12 protein-coding genes and 3 pseudogenes are annotated in these 17233 nt (G+C 58.6%); 4 read left to right on the top strand and 11 right to left on the bottom strand.

Going from position 1 to position 17233, the window contains the following annotated elements; all coding sequences use genetic code 11:
• Nucleotides 1-11: 11 nt before the first annotated feature.
• From EN808_RS01795 to EN808_RS01815, 5 genes and pseudogenes are all read right to left on the bottom strand, one after another.
• Nucleotides 12-1031 (bottom strand): DUF4105 domain-containing protein, encoded by a 1020-nt coding sequence (locus EN808_RS01795; RefSeq protein ID WP_135915006.1) that lies wholly within the window; start codon nucleotides 1029-1031, stop codon nucleotides 12-14.
• A 104-nt stretch (nucleotides 1032-1135) separates the two neighbouring features.
• Nucleotides 1136-2389 (bottom strand): alpha/beta hydrolase, encoded by a 1254-nt coding sequence (locus EN808_RS01800; RefSeq protein ID WP_245525032.1) that lies wholly within the window; start codon nucleotides 2387-2389, stop codon nucleotides 1136-1138.
• A gap of 297 nt (nucleotides 2390-2686) precedes the next feature.
• A pseudogene (locus EN808_RS01805) lies at nucleotides 2687-3074 on the bottom strand (leucine zipper domain-containing protein); the annotation flags it as partial.
• A gap of 318 nt (nucleotides 3075-3392) precedes the next feature.
• Nucleotides 3393-4142, bottom strand: a complete 750-nt coding sequence (locus tag EN808_RS01810; RefSeq protein ID WP_127278206.1) for a hypothetical protein — start codon at nucleotides 4140-4142, stop codon at nucleotides 3393-3395.
• 220 nt (nucleotides 4143-4362) lie between these two features.
• Nucleotides 4363-5050 (bottom strand): annotated as a pseudogene (locus tag EN808_RS01815) (DUF3300 domain-containing protein).
• 446 nt (nucleotides 5051-5496) lie between these two features.
• Between EN808_RS01815 and EN808_RS01820 the strand changes: the two are divergent.
• Together EN808_RS01820 and EN808_RS01825 are read left to right on the top strand one after the other, a co-directional pair.
• Nucleotides 5497-6939 (top strand): DUF1254 domain-containing protein, encoded by a 1443-nt coding sequence (locus EN808_RS01820; RefSeq protein WP_135865690.1) that lies wholly within the window; start codon nucleotides 5497-5499, stop codon nucleotides 6937-6939.
• A gap of 46 nt (nucleotides 6940-6985) precedes the next feature.
• Nucleotides 6986-7573: pseudogene (locus tag EN808_RS01825) on the top strand (transporter); the annotation flags it as partial.
• A 561-nt stretch (nucleotides 7574-8134) separates the two neighbouring features.
• On the opposite strand, the gene EN808_RS01830 reads toward EN808_RS01825, so the two are convergent.
• From EN808_RS01830 to EN808_RS01855, 6 genes are all read right to left on the bottom strand, one after another.
• The gene (locus tag EN808_RS01830; protein ID WP_135915008.1) at nucleotides 8135-9130 is read right to left on the bottom strand and encodes a HupE/UreJ family protein; all 996 of its coding nucleotides are present in this window, start codon (nucleotides 9128-9130) and stop codon (nucleotides 8135-8137) included.
• Nucleotides 9127-9981 (bottom strand): peptidylprolyl isomerase, encoded by an 855-nt coding sequence (locus tag EN808_RS01835; RefSeq protein ID WP_245511687.1) that lies wholly within the window; start codon nucleotides 9979-9981, stop codon nucleotides 9127-9129. Before EN808_RS01835 ends, EN808_RS01830 begins: the two co-directional genes overlap by 4 nt.
• 88 nt (nucleotides 9982-10069) lie before the next feature.
• The gene (locus tag EN808_RS01840; RefSeq protein WP_135915009.1) at nucleotides 10070-12004 is read right to left on the bottom strand and encodes a DUF3604 domain-containing protein; all 1935 of its coding nucleotides are present in this window, start codon (nucleotides 12002-12004) and stop codon (nucleotides 10070-10072) included.
• A gap of 267 nt (nucleotides 12005-12271) precedes the next feature.
• Entirely contained in the window at nucleotides 12272-12478 is a 207-nt protein-coding gene (locus EN808_RS01845; RefSeq protein ID WP_135915010.1) for a hypothetical protein, read from the bottom strand.
• 2 nt (nucleotides 12479-12480) lie between these two features.
• A complete protein-coding gene (locus EN808_RS01850) occupies nucleotides 12481-13278 on the bottom strand; it encodes a DUF2092 domain-containing protein (protein ID WP_135915011.1) in 798 nt (265 codons plus the stop codon).
• A 144-nt stretch (nucleotides 13279-13422) separates the two neighbouring features.
• A complete protein-coding gene (locus EN808_RS01855) occupies nucleotides 13423-15255 on the bottom strand; it encodes an adenylate cyclase (protein WP_127275475.1) in 1833 nt (610 codons plus the stop codon).
• 227 nt (nucleotides 15256-15482) lie between these two features.
• Here EN808_RS01855 and EN808_RS01860 point away from each other — a divergent pair, with 227 nt between their 5' ends.
• Together EN808_RS01860 and EN808_RS01865 are read left to right on the top strand one after the other, a co-directional pair.
• Complete coding sequence (locus EN808_RS01860; protein ID WP_135915250.1) at nucleotides 15483-15761, top strand: hypothetical protein; 279 nt, start codon at nucleotides 15483-15485, stop codon at nucleotides 15759-15761.
• A 788-nt stretch (nucleotides 15762-16549) separates the two neighbouring features.
• The gene (locus tag EN808_RS01865) at nucleotides 16550-17077 is read left to right on the top strand and encodes a hypothetical protein (protein WP_127275473.1); all 528 of its coding nucleotides are present in this window, start codon (nucleotides 16550-16552) and stop codon (nucleotides 17075-17077) included.
• The last annotated feature ends 156 nt before the right edge of the window (nucleotides 17078-17233 follow it).

A 17233-nucleotide genomic window follows, 5' to 3' on the forward strand; every position in this document is an offset into this window, starting at 1 on the left:
GATATAGAACTTCAAGGGGCGTACCCGCTTCGAGACGGAGACGGCACGCCAATACGGATTAGTCTTGAAAAGTCTGGCGAAAGGCCTGACTTCCGCGCACGGTCGTCGATGTGGGCTAGTGCTCTCAAGTCTGACAATGGCATGCGGGTGTCGAGTGCACCCCGTGCATAGGCATAATCGGGCAGATAGCCGTTGACGATTAGGCGCCAGTCGAGAGGGACCACGTCACCGACCGCTCGCATCATCTTGACGATCGTCGTCGTACAGTTCGTCGTGATGGAATTGTAGAATTTTGGAGCCGCGGAAAGCGCATTTGCGTCAGAGAGATATTCCAGAAGGAGCGTCCGGGCTGCGTCAGGCGACGCCTTTAGTCGATAGATTTGGACGTCCTCTCCCCGTACATTCGACCTGACGCCGACCACGTCACGCTCGTCGGCCGCGATAATGACCAGGGGATTGCTCTTGAACAGGTCTGCTATGGGCGAAAACTCGCCACCGCGACGCCGCCGTACCTCGATGGACCAAGCAAGATAGTCACCTCCTGCAAAGCCGAAGCTCATGATGACATGGGCAATTTTGGTCCCAGACCAATAAGACATGAAGAGGTCGACGGTCTGGATGCTGGAGAGATCGTACGTCCGCGTTGTCCAGCGTTCGGTGAAATCGGTGTCGCTGCGCCATTCGAAGGCGCGCACGTCTTTTAACGTCAACCGATTTCCGTCGTAGGTGCCGGTTACCTGACGGGCGACATCGGGCGCCCAGTCGGCGTCGGCCAAAGGCTTGATGGTGCTCCACCAAACCAGAACCGCAGCAAACGCAGCCACAAACACTGCGAGCGCCCGGAAGCGGATCCGGCTGAAGAGCGCGATGATGATGGTGAAGCCGAACAAGATGAACAGGATGCAGGCCACTGCCCGTCCGGGCTCCGCGAAAGGCAGGCGGTACCACATCGCAAGGCCGGACCAGGCGGTCAAGATTGTAACGACTAGTGAAAGGATGATCGCAATTGAGATTCGCGCGACGCCACGCATTCATTCCCCCCTTTTCAGCCGGACGGAACGCAGCGCCGTTCCTGCAGATGCGTATGGTCTGTCCTTCATCGGCTTCAGTACTGCCACTTGGCTTCGCCGAATGGCTATTTCCTGCAATCTTGGATAGTCGGAGAGGAGACAACGCAATTCTTGCCAGCCTTCGCTTTCTGGCTGTTCTGGGAACCTGCGAGAGCGTTGACCTGACGGCCGTAGTTCTCCCTGGTGTTCTGATCGATCACTGCCACGGGTGCCGCGATCACCAGCCCCGCCGCGCTGCCCGCCGCTGCTGCCGCTCCGGTCGTTGCCTGAATGATCGTGTCGCCCAGGCCAACCCTACTGTCGGTGAGATTCTGGCCGCCGGCAATTCGAGCCCCAATCAGTTGGACGGTCTGGGGTGACTCGGCGAACTTGCCATGGTTCAACTTGTCTCCGGATTTGACTTTGGTCAGGTCGATGACCACTACATTGTTTTTCGCGAATTCCTCTTTGTATGGGCTCTGGTCCGGGTTGATTGAACCGAGCCGCGGGATATCGCCCCAGACCCGTTTTGAAATCGCCAGCGCGCGGTCATCCTGCGAAACAAAAAGGGTGAACTGGGGGTGCTGTTTGCCCATGTCGGCAATTTGCGTGCGAAACACGTCGACATCGACGTCAGGGGCAGCCAGCATGACGTTCTTGAATTTCGCCGGCAGGCCGCCGTTGCGGATAGCCATCTGGCGCAAAGATTCCAACGCAAGCCAGTTGCCCATTGAATGAGCGAGGATCGAGACTTCCTTTACTTCTGGATCGCGCGCGAGAAACTGGAACAACAGTTCGAGGCCGTCGCGGGTGTAGTTGGTGCTTTCGCGGTCATATCCATAGGCAAGTGCGCTCCCACGAGAAGGCCATGTGACCAGGATGGGCACGCTGTCGGTGCCTGTATCGTGGGAGATCTGCGCAAAACGATAAACCGAATCTTCGAATCGGTTATTGAAACCATGGATAAAGACCAAAACACTATGGTCCCGGCTTTTCCTGACAGATGCGTGGAGCCATCCCTTCGCTGTCTGGACGGTCAAATCGTCGGTCTGAACGACCGCGAAATCGGTTGCCGGGTTTGATGGAAGTTTCTTGGGCCACGCGACCTCGCCGACCTTGCGAACCGATGCCGGAGGAATCGACACTGTAATTTCCGCGAACGAGGGGGCCAATCCGCGCTCCCCAGTAAACATCTCAGCCGGATTGGAGGAACGACTGCGGGTCGTCGCCACCAACATCTCCACCTTGCTCGCCGAAGGGGACGTTTCGGCCACTGGCAACAGCACATTCGTCGGACGGGACGCGCACCCCCACAACAGGGCAGCCAAAGCCGACGCCAACAAAACGCTGCTGACATGCCTGACTTTGGATAGGCTCACAAAACAATTTCCCAAACTCCCCTCCCGTTTCGAAGTTGTCCCCAAGCGAATGCACGGCTCGAAAGCAGCCCCGCTTTGATACTTGATGCAAATGCATGGCGCTCGTAGCATCTGGTATTCTCTGCTGGTTGGCTTCGGACTTATTTCTTTGCGAGTAGGAGTGTAACGACGGTGCGGAAACTGAATCTGTCAGGGCTCGCTCCCGAGCGCTCAGCCCAATAGAGCACCACTCCCGGGCACAGGCTGATTGGCTTGACGCTCGCGCTCATAGCGACGCGCCGGCTCGGCCGGTACCAGGTCTTTCAGCCGTAACAGTCCGGCGTGTGCCAGCACTCGCCCCACCGTCGCTTCGGACACGCCGGTTTGCATAGCAATGTGCTTGCCGGTCAGGCGCTGCCCGCGCAGCGCACAATCGCATCTGCCACCGCGGCTACGGCTCGCCTCGGACTTGTCTTGGGCCGCGAGGAATGGTCGAACATGCCGGCGCTTCCCCCGATCTGGAAGCGCTCCACCCAGCGCGCCACCACCTTCGCCGTCACCCCGTATGTCTGCGCCGCATCGGCTTTGGAAAGACGGCATTCAACAACGTCGCGGCCATCTCCTCTCGACGCAGCGGCGTCAGACGGGCATTCTTGTGGATGTTCATTCGTCCTTCGAGAATCACTGAAGCTTCGACAATCTCCGCTTTCTCGGTCGGGGCCGAATGAGCAACCTCCTGAAAGCTCACACCTAGCTAAAATGAAACTTCATCGCGAGGGAGGTTGTGGTGATCTTGCGCCCCGCATAGACGAGGAGCTTCCTTCCCACCGACCAGAACATTGCGTTCTCGGGTCGAGAAGGCCGCCCCTGCTACCGGGAGCGAAAACGATCAGCACGGAACCGCCATAGCGAACTTCGCGATGCTCTTGCTTCCTTACCTCAAATACGCGATCGCGATCTATTTGACCTGCCATCACCGATCCGATCAGAACCGAAATTTGGCGCCGATGATTGGTCCCTGCATTGCCACGTCAAATACAAATCCGTCGTTGTCGTAGTCTACGGCAAGGTAGCGATAGCCCGCTTCCAGCGTGACCGAATCGCTATACCGGTATTGAAGCGTGCCCAGCACCTGCCAATCGATGTCGGCGCCGACACCGAAGCCACCGACATCCGCCTCGCCATGGAGGCCGAATCCGTTGCCGAGAGCAACATTGCCGGCCACACCAATCAGAGGGTCGACCCAAGTCTTGCTACCGCTGGCCTCCCTCGTGGCGAGAGGGCCGGTAACGGTCAAATCCGTATCCAGGTACCAGAGCCGTCCGCCGGCCAGAACGTCCAAGGTCGCGGTGCCATTGTCGACGACCCGATAGGAGCCGCCGAAGGTCCACAGCACCATGTTCATCTTCGCTTCGGCCGAAAGAGCAGCCAACGGGCCGGGCGATGTGCCATCGGCCTCGAGTCCCAGGTATATGAAGTCGGTGAATAGAGCGTAGCGGCCATTGCGCGCCTCACCGGCAAGCATGACCGGCGGGGGAGACCAATCGATGTGGTTGAAAATCTGGCTGAAATCGACATTGACATCCGCCGGCGACAGGCCCCTGACGCCGACCCTGCCGTTCATGCCTGCCATCCAGAAATAGGGCTCTGCCGTGAAGGTCCAGACCGGCGCGGGTGCAGGCGTGGGTTCGGGAGGTGCAAGGTCTGCCGCGATCGCCGGCGCCGCAACCAGCACTGCCGCTATCCCCGCCAAAGCCGGCACGAGAGCTCGGATGATTCCCATATCGAAGTCCCCTCTAAAATCCGTCTTTTACTTCTTGTCCAATGCGAACGTCTTGCGCCGCAGTGACAACATATACGTATTCGCGCGGCTCAGCTAATGGATATCGGCTTCCGGTCGTTCTTCATTTCGTAGCGGTCCATTGCTCGTGGCTGTCACACGGACAGTGTTGAGCCTACTTCGGGAACAGCAGGGTAATTCCCGTGCGGAAGCCGAAGCCGTCGGGTCCGCTGTCGGGACTTTTAGCCCAGTAGGCAATCGGCGCAAGGGGATAAGCGGTAGCGTACGGCATGGCCGGTTCATACCGCGGGATATAGATCGTGTCCGTACTCGCGGACCGGATAACGACATTGTTGTTCTCTTCGACAACCGTGACCTTGTCGTCGGCCCTTGGCCTCCGCCTTGTCGCGCAACTGCTGAATCGCGACCAGTACGTCTTTTTGCTGATACGTTAACGCGTCGCCAACCGTCTGGGTCCAATCCAGATCGTCACTCATCATTTTAATGATCTCGGGATAGTTGAGCAGCGAGATTACACTGCCGTCCCAGCTTTCTTTGGGTTTCAGGTCCGATTTCTTGGCCACCTGATCCAGGAACCGGCTCGCCTCTACAATCTGCAGCCGGTACAGCGACGCCTCACAAATAAGTGCGACAAGTTCATCGGGGTAGAGTGCGATGCGCGCTACCAGGATTTCAAGTTCATCCTCGTCAAGCGGTTCGGGAGATTGGGCGCCCGTGCCGCTATCCGCGGCGACTGTCTTATTCTGGGCGGCCGCGAAGGAGGCGGGACTGGAGCAGACGAGAAGCGCAATAGCGGCCACAATGCCGGCGCCGGCGCGCCAGCGCGGAAACTTGCGTTCCATTATCGTCCTCCAAGCGATTTCAGGATGGCTGCCGGCGAGTCGTGCTGCCAGTCCCGGCAAATACCTTCTGCCTTGGCACGATGCTGGAGCATTCCCCTCTTATGGGGAAGGTAGTTAACTGTATGCTACGTGCAGACTGGGCAGCTCGTGCCAGTGGATCAGTCGACGTGAAGCCGGCTTTCCTCAGCAACCGCTTGGTACGCGAGGCGTAAGCTGCGCGACCCCAGCGGCATTCAACGGTCTTGTGCCAGCCTCATCAAGGAGCTTCGGCGCCAGGCGGGGAACTCTCCCTGCGCGGCTTTTGACACTTAACGTGCTGGTGCGCGACCTTGTTTGCTTTCACGACAATCGACGCCTGTATGATCCCGTAAGATACATGCAGTACCTAGTTTCTCGATGCATGGTGCCGTAGCGTCAAACACACGTCAAAACTCGGAGTGCCAGCTATGAACATATCGCGTCGCGCCGTCTCGCTTGGCGGCTTAGGTCTGCTTGCTGCAACTTCGCAGAGGCCCACGAGTGGCCACGCAGAAGGTCTGGTTGGAGATCTGATGGAAGGATCGGATGATTTCGGCCTCGCGGTCGAGGCTTACACTTACGGCTATCCGCTGGTCACGATGGAGATGACTCGCCGGGTTATAACAAATGTTGCCAAACCCAAGGGAACCAAGGCTCCGATGGGGAATCTTATCAAGGTGCGCGAATATCCTAATGCACAGTTCCGGGATGTGACAGCTCCCAACGCCGACACGCTGTACACCACGGCCTTCTTGGACGTCGGCAAGGAGCCTTGGGTCGTCAGCCTGCCGGACTTGCAGGACCGCTACGCCTTGTTCCCCATGCTCGACGGCTGGACGACGGTCTTCGACGTGCCGGGAAAGCGGACCACCGGAACAGGCGCGCAGACCTTTGCCGTTACCGGCCCTGGCTGGGAAGGCACGCTGCCGGACGGGGTCAAGCAGTACAAATCGCCGACCAGCATCGTCTGGCTGCTCGGCCGCATCTATTGCACAGGCACGCCCGAGGACTATGCGGCAGTTCACAAGGTGCAGGACGAGGTAAAGCTCTATCCGCTGAGCGCCCACGGCAAGGAATGGACGCCGCCTCCCGGCAAGGTCGACCAGTCGATCGACATGAAAACGGCGGTCCGCGATCAAGTCAACAAGATGGATGCGGTCGAGTATTTCACGCTGCTCGCCGAACTGATGAAGACCAATCCGCCGACGGAGGCTGACGCACCGATGGTGGAAAAAATGGCACAAATCGGCATCGTGCCGGGGCAGGATTTCGACAAGACGAAGTTCAATCCTGCCTTCGCCACGCGCGTCCCGCAGATCGCCTTCGACCGCATCATGCTGCACTTCAAGTTCAGTGACGGCGACGTGAAGCAAATCAATGGCTGGGGCTTCACAACCAAGACCGGTATCTACGGCACGAACTATATCCAGCGCGCGCTCGTGACCGCCATTGGCCTTGGCGCCAATCGTCCGCAGGACGCGATCTATCCGACCTCCATGACGTCGCATGGCGACTTGATCAACAGGGCCTATTCGGGTTCGGACAAATACGTCCTGACCTTCAAGAAGGGTCTAACCCCTCCGGTAACAGGCTTCTGGTCAGTGACTATGTACGACGCGGATTACTTCTTCGTCGACAACCCGCTCAACCGTTATTCTATCAGCGCCCGCCAGCCGCTGAAAGCCAATGACGATGGTTCCATTGACATCCTGATCCAGAACGAGAGCCCTGGAGCAGACAAGGAGGCCAACTGGCTGCCTGCGCCCAAGGGCAAGTTCGTCCTGATGATGCGGACCTACTGGCCAAACGAGAGCGACCCTTCGATCATTGACGGTTCGTGGACCATCCCGCCTGTCAAGAAGGTGAGCTGAGTGACGTGGCGAGGCTGAGGGGGGGTAGACTGTGCCCCCGAGGCCTCTCAACGACGATTGGAACGTCATCTCCCGCACCATCCTGCCCGTCGCCTACCAGCACGATATTGCCGGGCCTTCCGGCAATCAGTTCGGGCTCGGCGACATCAGCCAGAACCTGTTCTTCTCGCCCAAGAAACTGACCGCAAATGGGATCATCTGGGGTGTCGGCCCGGTGTTCCTCTTTCCGACGGCGACCGACGAATTGCTTGGTGGACAAAAATGGGGAGCTGGTCCGACAGCCGTCGTGTTGAAACAAAAGGACGGATGGACGGTGGGTATGTTGGCGAACCACATCTGGTCGTTTGCCGGCGACGGCGACCGCAGCGACATCAACGCCACCTACTTGCAGCCTTTCGTCTCCTACACGACGAAGGACGCTTGGACGTTCAGCTTGAACACCGAGAGCACCTACAATTGGGAGGCGCAGCAATGGTCGGTCCCGATCAACTTCCAAGTCTCGAAGCTGGTGGTGATGGACAAGCAGCCGATCAGCCTGTTCGCCGGTGTGCGCTACTGGGCGGAAAGCCCCGACAATGGGCCAGATGGTTTCGGCTTCCGCACGGGTATTACACTACTGTTTCCAAATAAATAGGCCGGGCAGTGCTTCGGCCGGGGCGCAGGCCGGTCCTGCGTCCGCGTGTCGTGTGAGGGTAGTAGCGATCAGGCTGAGGCTCTGCCCCGGCTGCCTTCAGCGGATGGCCTCTCGCTCCTGGCCGAGCGCGAACGAGCTTCCGTTTAGGGTCGAACTCGGTAGTTCAGGTGATTGGGTTTTGACCCCAAACGCCATCCGATTTGGTCGCCCGCAACGGTCCAGCGTTCGCCTGACCTGCATAGACGTCCATTTCCCACCTCGGGGCGGAGTCATCTGCGTTTGGGCAGCCACATAGAGCAACGTCCGCATGAAGCCCATTCAACTTGTTTCTGTTTCATTCTGTTCTCCACTGCTGCGTTCCGTTTGGAATTCTCGACTGGGGTTCTCAGCGGTGCCGACATGGAGTGGCCGCCATCTCATTCTGATCCGGGAAATCCACAGGACGACCGAGACGCGACATCGCCATGACCAAGATCGCTCCGATCCCCGAGGGCTCGCGACGTTTTTCGCCAATCAACGCGACGCTTAACGCGAGTTCGGAACCAGTTTCAGTCATCCGATCTAGACCACAAAGCCGGCAAGTCGTGTGATGAGCCAGCCTGCAGCCATTGTGCCGATCAGATAGGCGGCAGTGCTCCGCGCAGCTACAATCGGAATGGTGATCAGGGTGGTAACAATTCTGAAGGCGATTAGTACCGCAGCTACAAAAAGCATTTGCCCTGCTTCGACGCCTAGATTGAAGGTGAGAAGAGCAAGCGGCACATCCACTTGTGGAAGTCCGATCTCCTTGAGCGCACCAGCAAAGCCAAAGCCATGAAGAAGACCGAAAGCGAAGGCAACCATCCAGGGATAGGTCTCGGACAGCCGCCTTTCTGCTGGCTTGATCTTGGTGAGTTCGCTGGCCACGAAGGCAATGCTAAGCGCAATGGTGGCTTCTACGGGTTTCTGCGGTAGGCTGAAGTAACCCAAAGCCGCCCCTGCAAGGGTGATACTGTGGGCAATCGTAAAGGCAGTAATTGTCTTCACGAGCGTCCATCGATTGTGGATCAGCAGCATGAGAGCCAGCACGAATAGAAGGTGGTCGATGCCGGACAGGATGTGATCAACACCCAACCGGAAATAGGTTTCCGCCACCTCAAAGCTGGCCTGAGCGCCCTTGATGACAGTGCTCGGCATATCTGGTTTGAGGCGGGCAATCTCCGTCGTCCCATCGCGGTAGGTAATATGGATCAGCGCGTCGGTCAGGGTTGAGCGCAAGCCGTCGATGGTGATCTCATGGCCCTTCAGACCCCCGTCGCATGCGGCGGTCCATCGCTCAATGTAGGCACCGCCATCGATGGATCTCGTCGGCTCGTTCTTCGCCCTGCATGTTTCCGGCAAACGCGCGTAGAGGCTGAGCCGCCTGTCGCCCAGGGCCGGCACTTTCCATACCGCCACAAATACATCGGGTTCCGTCTCCCGCATCTCGAGATAAGCGGGGCGCATCTCGTGTGCTGCTGCGGGTGCGGATTGGAACAGCTGCAGAAGAACCGTCAATAGCGCTGCGAAGCGAATCATCGGATGGCGCTCGTTTTTGCGGGGTACTCGATCACTACCGCATATCGCTTCAGCAATTCCTCAAGTCGGCGCTCTTCGAATTCCTTGCGCTTGTCATTCGCCCACTCGCGCACCACGTCATCACGCACCTCGTTGAGCGCGGGCAAGCGGCCCGGTCTACGCTCTGACAGCTTGATCAAATGAAGTCCGAAACTTGATGTGACGGGACCCGTCCACTGGCCTAGCGTTGCCTTGTCGAGCGCTTCGGCGAAATCCGTCCCAAAAGTCTGGCCTATCGATGATTTGCCTGTCAGGGGCAGCTCCACGGGAAGCAACGACACGTCACCCAACATCGTCGGATCGGTCGCGGGATTTGTCGCCAATGTCTTCAATATGGAGGCCGCGTCCTGCCCGGTCTTGTCGCCGTGCTGGTCCGGGTTGAGGAAAACCTGTTGGAAGGCCAGCATCGGTTCGATCTCGAATACGGTGGGGTGAGCCTTCAGATAGGCATCAAGCTCACCACTAGTCGGCGTTTGTGCATCGACGATGGAGTCGTTCATAAACCCCATCTTCAGGCTTAGGCGGCGGCGAATGACAGCGTCATCCTTGTCGAGCCCCAAGGCTAATGCCTCGCGGACGTAGATCTCTTCCTTGACGTAGTCGTCGACCAGTCCCTTAAATTCCTCGGCCGTCGGAGGTCGCTGCCAGGTCTTGCCGAAGATTGCAGTCAGTTGTTCGATCTTGGGCGCCGTGACGATGATGCGATCCGGCGCTTGCGCTCCCCCGCGGTTGAGCAGGCCATACACCGAGAAGATGGCCAGAGCCAAAATGATGAAGTGCGCTAATGGCTCTCTCAGCAGACGTTTCAGCAAGATGATTGGCTCCGCTGGCAAAGGACAAGCAAGGTGGTGCGGTGGTAGGCGGCCGCACCGAACTTTCAGGTCAACTCCAGAGTGACATTCAAGGCGTGTACCAGATCGGCGACGTGTAGGCGCGCTCCGTCACAGTCATCTGTGTCCCCTCCAGTGGCTTCGTGCCAAAGCGCTTGGCGTCGTAGGCGGTCCAGCGCGGCGTCGGGATCTCGATGACGCGACCGTAGTAGAAAGCCTTCTGCTTTGGATCAAATGCAGGGTCCTTCCAGACCGCAATCAGTTCCGAGGCGCCTATGGTGTTCTTCCACGTAGCGTTTTCGACATCCACCGTGCTGCCAACCGATGGGAGCTTGCCATCTGCGCCTAACTTGCGGTCGCCACCCCAAGCTACGTCATAGACCTGCTCATGAGTTTGATCCTTGTCATCGAGCCATCCCTTGACGATCTGGTAACGATCGAGATTGGCGCCGATCGGATCCTTAAGTGCAGCGACGAGGAACGTCGGCACCTTGCCCTCTGGCGCTGCCGTCAAGTCGCCGCCCATGGGCACGCCTTTGGCATAGCCGATAGCGCCCGGATTGCGGGTCTCTGCATCTGCCTGCTCGAAATCCCAGCCGCCGAAGAAGCGCACAGCCATGCGCGGTCCCGTGGTGCCATAGGTTTCCTTGCGCTGCATGGCGTCCCAAAGAGCTTCACGGGTATTTTCCGTCGCCCAGACCGCGGCATAACCCGAGGCGCTGACCTGCCAGTCCATGACCTTTATCTTCGTTTTTGGATTAGTGAAGAATGTACTCAACATGCGCTCCGGGCTCGGCTCCTGTGGCGTGGTCTTGCCGAAGAAGTTTTCCTCTTCCAGCGCGGAGAGGCCGGTGTGAGCATCGGAACTGCCGACCATGCCGAACTTGTAGGGGTTGGTGCCAAGCTCGGCCTCGAGCTTGAGACCATTCCGCAGTGCTGAGCGCGCATATTCGAACTCCAGCATATCGGGTGTCTTCGCCGCGCTGCCATCAAGGTTGCCAAAGTCCCACCGTTCGAAATTGGCAAATTCGTCATTTGGGGAAAGCGTCGGGTGGGTTTCGCCGTCGCCCTTGGTCTGGGTTGCCTCATAGAGCCGCTCCCACTTTGCGCGCTGCTCCACATATTCCTTGTCCACCGGCTTGTTGGTGAAGGACTCGATCAGCGGGAACATACGGCCATTGGAAAGGTTGCCGTTGTGGGCGATGGCCAGCACGCTGCCGCCCGTCTTGTCCTCATAGGCCTGCATCCATTTCCACAGATCGCGCGGATTGTCGCTGCCGAGGGGCTTCAAAGTCGTGTAGGGCACGATCTGGTCGGCCTTGTCGCCGTTATCCCGGAAGATCACGTTGCGGTGCAGATTGTTGCCCGCCGTGTTGGACGTCCATTCATAGCCGATGACAGCAGTGAAACGGCCCGGATCGTTGTATTCCTCCGCCGCTTTTATCGTATCCTGCCACGCATTTTTGTAGGGGCGGGTTTCAGGTCCATAGATCATGCTCTTCGGAAGTGTTCCCGCGCTGAAGGCCTGGATGATCTGGATCGCAGCGTCGCCGCCTTGTCCGGACTTGATCATATCGTACCATGTCTTGGCCTGCGGGTCGGCAATAACGTCCGGCTTACCGGCAAACAGGTCCGGGAACATGCCCATGTTGTCGGAGTGGTCGGTAACGACCAGGAAGTCCAGCGGTCGCGACAGCTTGGCCGGCTGACCGCTCGACGCCGTAATTTCCTCGCCCCGCGCAAAGCGATAGGCATCACGCGGTGTCAGCCGCGCGCCGAACGCACCCGCATCGAAAGATGCTCCGGTGTGAAGGTGCGTGTCGCCGAAGAACGGCCGGGTAGGGAAATTTCGGCCAGCATAGGGCGAATAGATCGGCTTCGCGGCAAAGACCTTCGCTGCCTTCTCCGGTGATAGCGCACCAATGTCATCATCAGCAAATGCCGGTGCCGCCAGGCCGAGGATGGTCGCACTCAGAAGAATGGACCTGAAAGCAGAACTGCGCATATTGTGGTTCCTCCGGTTAAAGCTCGTCACCACATCGTAGTCTGTAAGTGGAAACACACCCGTAGCATCGGGTATGTTCTGTGAGGAAAGCATGCCCAAGCGACCTGCGGCACGCGAGGGTTGGTGCCTCGTCCTTCATCTCGAACTCTGATGAAGTGATGGTCTGGCACCGGAGGACGTCATAAACCTGTTCCGCCCTTGTGCGCGGACTCGCCCTTATGAGACCAGCTTGGAAATCTGTCCCTCAGGTTGCGCAGCAGGCGCGACTTAACAGTAATACACACCAACCGCGCAGCGCCGCACCGTACGCCTCGCAACCCCGGCAACACTGACCGGCGTGAGCGGACGCCCGACGATGGCTTCGGCCGTCGACATAAGGGTGTGGGAACCGGTGACTGTCATCCGTTCCGAGGCTCCGAGCCCGATCAGCCCGAAGGTGGCAGCGAGCAGGATGTTTTTCAGTTTCGCTGTCATGATTATTTGGTCCCTTCTGGTGAAAACTGTGTGGGCAGTTCATCGGTGTCGGTCAGTTCCTTCGCATCGACCTTCTTGGCGTTGGTCCCGTTCTTGAAGCCGAAGTCATCGGCCGCGACATCGCTGCCGGTCTTCCAGTCTCTGATCTGAACACTGTATTGCGGCCCCTGATCGACTTTCTTGCTGGTAATGACATATCGGCAGGGATAGGGATGCTCGCCCTGGGCGATCCAGATCTGCCAGTCTACTTCCTTGGTCCGAAACGCCAGATGATCGCATTCGGTGCCGCCGATCACGCCGCTGCCGAGGTCCTTGACGTCGGTCACGTCGCGCATCAGCTCCTCGTAGACGTTCGACATAAGCAGGTCTGCGCCGGGAACAGGCCGGTGGAACTTGTCCCGCAACTCATCGACCAGATGATCCAGGGTACCAGGCACCTCGGCCTGCGTGTAAAGGTTGGCGTTCTTGCCCAGCAGCGTCAGCGTCTTGCCGTCGAAGATCATCTCGACATTGGCGAAACCGCCACTGCGGGTGGCGCGGATCCTGTCGGGCCGGCTGAGGTCGACCATCCCCGAACTCGCGAACAGAAGCTTCTGGTGGTCCTTGGTGACGACCTCGAAGTTGGTGTCGTATCCAAAGGAAATGGAACTCATGCCCGCCATGTAATCGGACATCGCCTTGAGCAAGCTCTTGGCCTCTGCGTCGTCCGCTGTCGCGGGCGCTCCCCACCCAATCGCCAAGATCATCGCCGCTGTAGATGCGGCGGCAAGTCGCCTTGATTTTCGTGGTATTCTTTTCATGTGAGTGCCTCCTTCCAGGTGCCTCAGTATTAGTTGAGGAAGCGGAGGAGCACCCGTAACATCGGGTAGGTTCTGTTATGGTCGCTACTTTTGTGCCGCGGCGGCCTACCAGCGCGAGAACGCAGATCGACGCTCAGCCCGCACTTACTCGCTCGAGGGCATATCAGATGTTGTGGCAGGCACTGAGGAGCCTGACGGCGCGTCCGACGGCACGGGCAAGCCTGCCTTGCGAAGGCTCGCGATCATGCGCGCCCGATCCGCTGCCTGGATGTTGCGCTTCATGAGTTCGGCCTCGATGTTGGGGATGAACGCTGGGCTCATCTTCATAAATATTTCTCCCTCCCGGGTTGCTTCCGCCATCATCCCCGCCTGTGCATAGATGGCGGTCGCTACCACATGGAAGATTGGGAGTTTCTGGAGATCGGCCTGCCGGATCTCGGCCACGGCTTTTTGGTCGTCATGCTGCATATAGGCTGTGAGCGCGAGCACCGTGTGGTAGTACCCGCCGGCCCCCGGATTGCGGTCAAGAGCTAGCTGCACAAGCTCCGCCCCACGCTGCCATTGCCCTCCAAGTGCCAGTCGTGTGCCGAATTCGCCGAGGAACTCGGTATCGTTGGGATTGAGTGCCAGTGCCCGTTCCCCGATCTCCATCGACTCAGCCCATTGCTGATTGAAGAACAACGCCGTCATCAACGCCTGAAGTGCGCGCATATTGTCCGAGTTCAGCTCGACCGCCCGACGCGCTGCAGCGAGTGCACGTTCAGCCGATGTGGGCGCGCCCTTTCGTGCATTGAAGCCAAACCGGTCCTCGTCGACGTAAGCAATCGACAGCATCGCCCAGGCGGTAGCGTAGGATGGAAAGCGCGCGACGGCGCTCTCAAGGCAGTCGCGGACGGCCGCATGCCGTTCGACACTCAACTCGGTGCGATAGGCGTAAAATTGAAGCGTGCAACGGTAGGCATCGAGATCATCGGGCGGGCCGTTCGCGATGTCGGCCTGATAGATGACGCCGTAGGGCTGAGCTACTACTGTTGCAACCTGGGCGGCGACATCGGATTGAATGGCGAAGATATCGCGGGAACGAAAATCGTCGTCGTAGGTTTGAGACCACAGGATCGCGCCGTTTTCGGTTTCGATCAGACGGGCTGTGACGCGGATTCGCGCGCCGGAGATTTGCACCCCGCCGGTCAGAAGGTAACTGGCTCCGAGTTGCTGGATGTGCGAGGGGGCGACTTGCGGTGGCAAAGCCTCTGAGGTCTCGCGGCCATACACCGTCAGTTCTTTGAAGTGCGGCAGGATGCTCAGCAATTCCTCGGTAAGCCCCATCGCATATAGCTTGGCTTCCGGTCCTCCGCCGAGATCGGCGAATGGCGCGACCACCAGCGTTGGTCCCTCGGGATCGGCCGCCCGCGTCGAGGGCAGGGAGGTCTGCGACACCAGCGGGCTGGAGGCCCAATATGCAAAGGTGAGGCAGACGACGACTGCGAGCGTTGCCGTGGCGAGCCAATGCACGCGTTCCCATGAAAACGAAGCCGCTTTCGAAATCTCGGGAGCCGCTGCAGGCCCGACGGGCGTGAGTTCGACTGCGTTCGAGACGTTCCAGCTGAAAACGGGAACGTACCCGCCCTTGGGGATTTCGATGCGGATCGGATCGGTGCATCCGGACAGAAGGTAATACCGCTCAAGCGCGCGGCGCAATCGACCCGCCTCGATCCGCACCACCGGATCGTCCTGCGAGAAGTTTTCGTCCCGGTCGAAAACCTCGATGGCGATCGAATAACCTTTGAGCCGCGTAGCGCGCCCAGAGAGCGTTTCTTCCACGACGTAGCGTAGGAAAGCACAAGCGCGCGCCGGCACCGAAAACTCAGGACTTGAGAGAATGCGCTCAAGCTCGGCGCGGACCTCCTCCGGAGAGGGTGGCAGTCGGAGTGCCGAAGTCAGGGCTAGCGCTGCAACCCCAGGATTAAAGACGTTCATTCCAGAACCCCTCTTGCCCCACCTTGAGGGCCGTCCCGACCTGCCGTAGGGCATCGGCTTTGGAGGTAAATTAGAAACTGCTTAAGTAGAGTACTCCCCGCATTCCATTCCGTCCAAGACTATGTACGATTCCATATGGTCCGGCGTCGGCTACAGTAACCTACGCCCGCAACTGCTGCGGCACGCCTATACTCCATTGCACCGACGGCGGAATGGGCGTCATTGATATGGATCAAAAAATCGAGGCGGCCCAACGGCGCTTTCCCTTGCGAAAGCGCGCGATCGAGGACCTCGCCGTCCGCGATGAGGATTTCCGCTCGCTGTGTATCGATTTTGCTGACGCCGAAAGAGCGGCCCTGCGTTGGGAGAATTCCGACACACCAAAGCGTGATGAGCGTCGCGCCGAATACCTAGTGCTGGTCAACGACCTGGCCAAGGAGATCGAAGCAATATTGGATACAGCCGCCAGTATCCCGCTCCCGGCCCGGCGGCCGAAAAGTCAGTAGTGAACGAAAGCTGCTCAATGGCTGGCTGGGGCCTCGCAAGCGGAGCAGCCCTTGGCCGCACCGAATATACCAGATGCTACATCGCGCGGCGATCCAAAGTATCACGCCGCCGCCTCCTTCCGTTGCGCGGTGACGGGTCTGTTGCGCCGCAGCCGCACTGACCACTGCTTCCTGTTGCGGTCCGGCAGAGCTCTGAGCCAGTACGGATTTCGCGAGTTTGATACCGTTTTCATCAAACGCTGTCGTCGCCTGACGCCAGCACTCGCAAAGACTGTTATTCGGCCCGGCAGACAAGTCTTGCAGTATGTCGATGGAACTCGTCTGATCACCGGCAAGTCTCAAGGCACCATGGTGCATGGTGTGGCTGTTCCGGGAGTAGGTTACCAGATGCTACGCGCGTGCACGCGCCACGTCCGCTAACCTTCGCGTCAATCAGTGCAGAGGAGCGACAACAATGTGCCTTCAGCGCGTCCCGCATGATCGATGACTAGGAGAAGGTCTACGCTTCGATAGTCGAGGACAGGCGATCATGCTCAACCGGGGTTGCTCAGCGCAGGACCAAAAATGGACCACGATCTAAGCCAACGAGCTAACGGGCCTGTCCAACTAGTGGCCCGCTAATCTACATGCTTGCCCACGTAACTTACCGACTGCCTCTGGGCTCACGCGATATACAAGCCCTTTGAGACACCCGCCGAATTGCAGTCCGCGAAGGGAAAAGCCCCATGCTGAGACGCCAGCGCGGACGTTCATGAGCAGAGAACGGCAGATAAAGGAAAGGCACTTCCATGCGAAATTTAATGACACTTATCACGGCAACTTCAGTAGCACTTTTGTCTGCGATGGCAGCCTACGCACAAACACAAAATCCCCTTCCCAAGGCCAGCGATGTGCTTGTCCGATACGGGGACGACGTGGAGGGCTGGACGGTCTATGCAAATCAAACCCGCGGAGATTGCTTGATCGTGCGCCAGGATGGGCCAAGTTCGGTGCAAATGGGCGTTACCGCAAATCAGGAGGTCGGGTATCTCGGCGTGTTCACGAAGGCGGATATCGGCCTTCAGAACGGGGCCCAGTCGGAAATCTTCGTCTCCATCGCTGGCCATCTTTATAGTGGTGTGGCCATCACCACGAGCGGCGAACTCAAGGGCGGATATTCTGGTGGCTACATCTTGACAGACGACCCGAATTTCAAGCGCGACGTAGCGAAGCAATATGAAATGATCGTGTTTCCGGAAACCAAGGGGACCTTCGTTGTCGATCTGAAGGGGACTTACAAGGCAATGGCAATGGGCCGCAAATGCCTCGCCCAGTGACCGCCCGCTGGGCAATATTCCCCATCTCGGCCATTGGCTGCAGCCACAGAGTTTTAACGCAGAGCGCCAGCGTGTGACATCGCCGCCGCCGGAGCGGCCAATGCCAGTCGGCACCCACCAAGCCAAGATCGTATCAGAAGTTCGGGCTTTTCAACG

This window comes from Mesorhizobium sp. M8A.F.Ca.ET.165.01.1.1 (genome assembly GCF_004792065.1).
Taxonomy (GTDB): domain Bacteria; phylum Pseudomonadota; class Alphaproteobacteria; order Rhizobiales; family Rhizobiaceae; genus Mesorhizobium.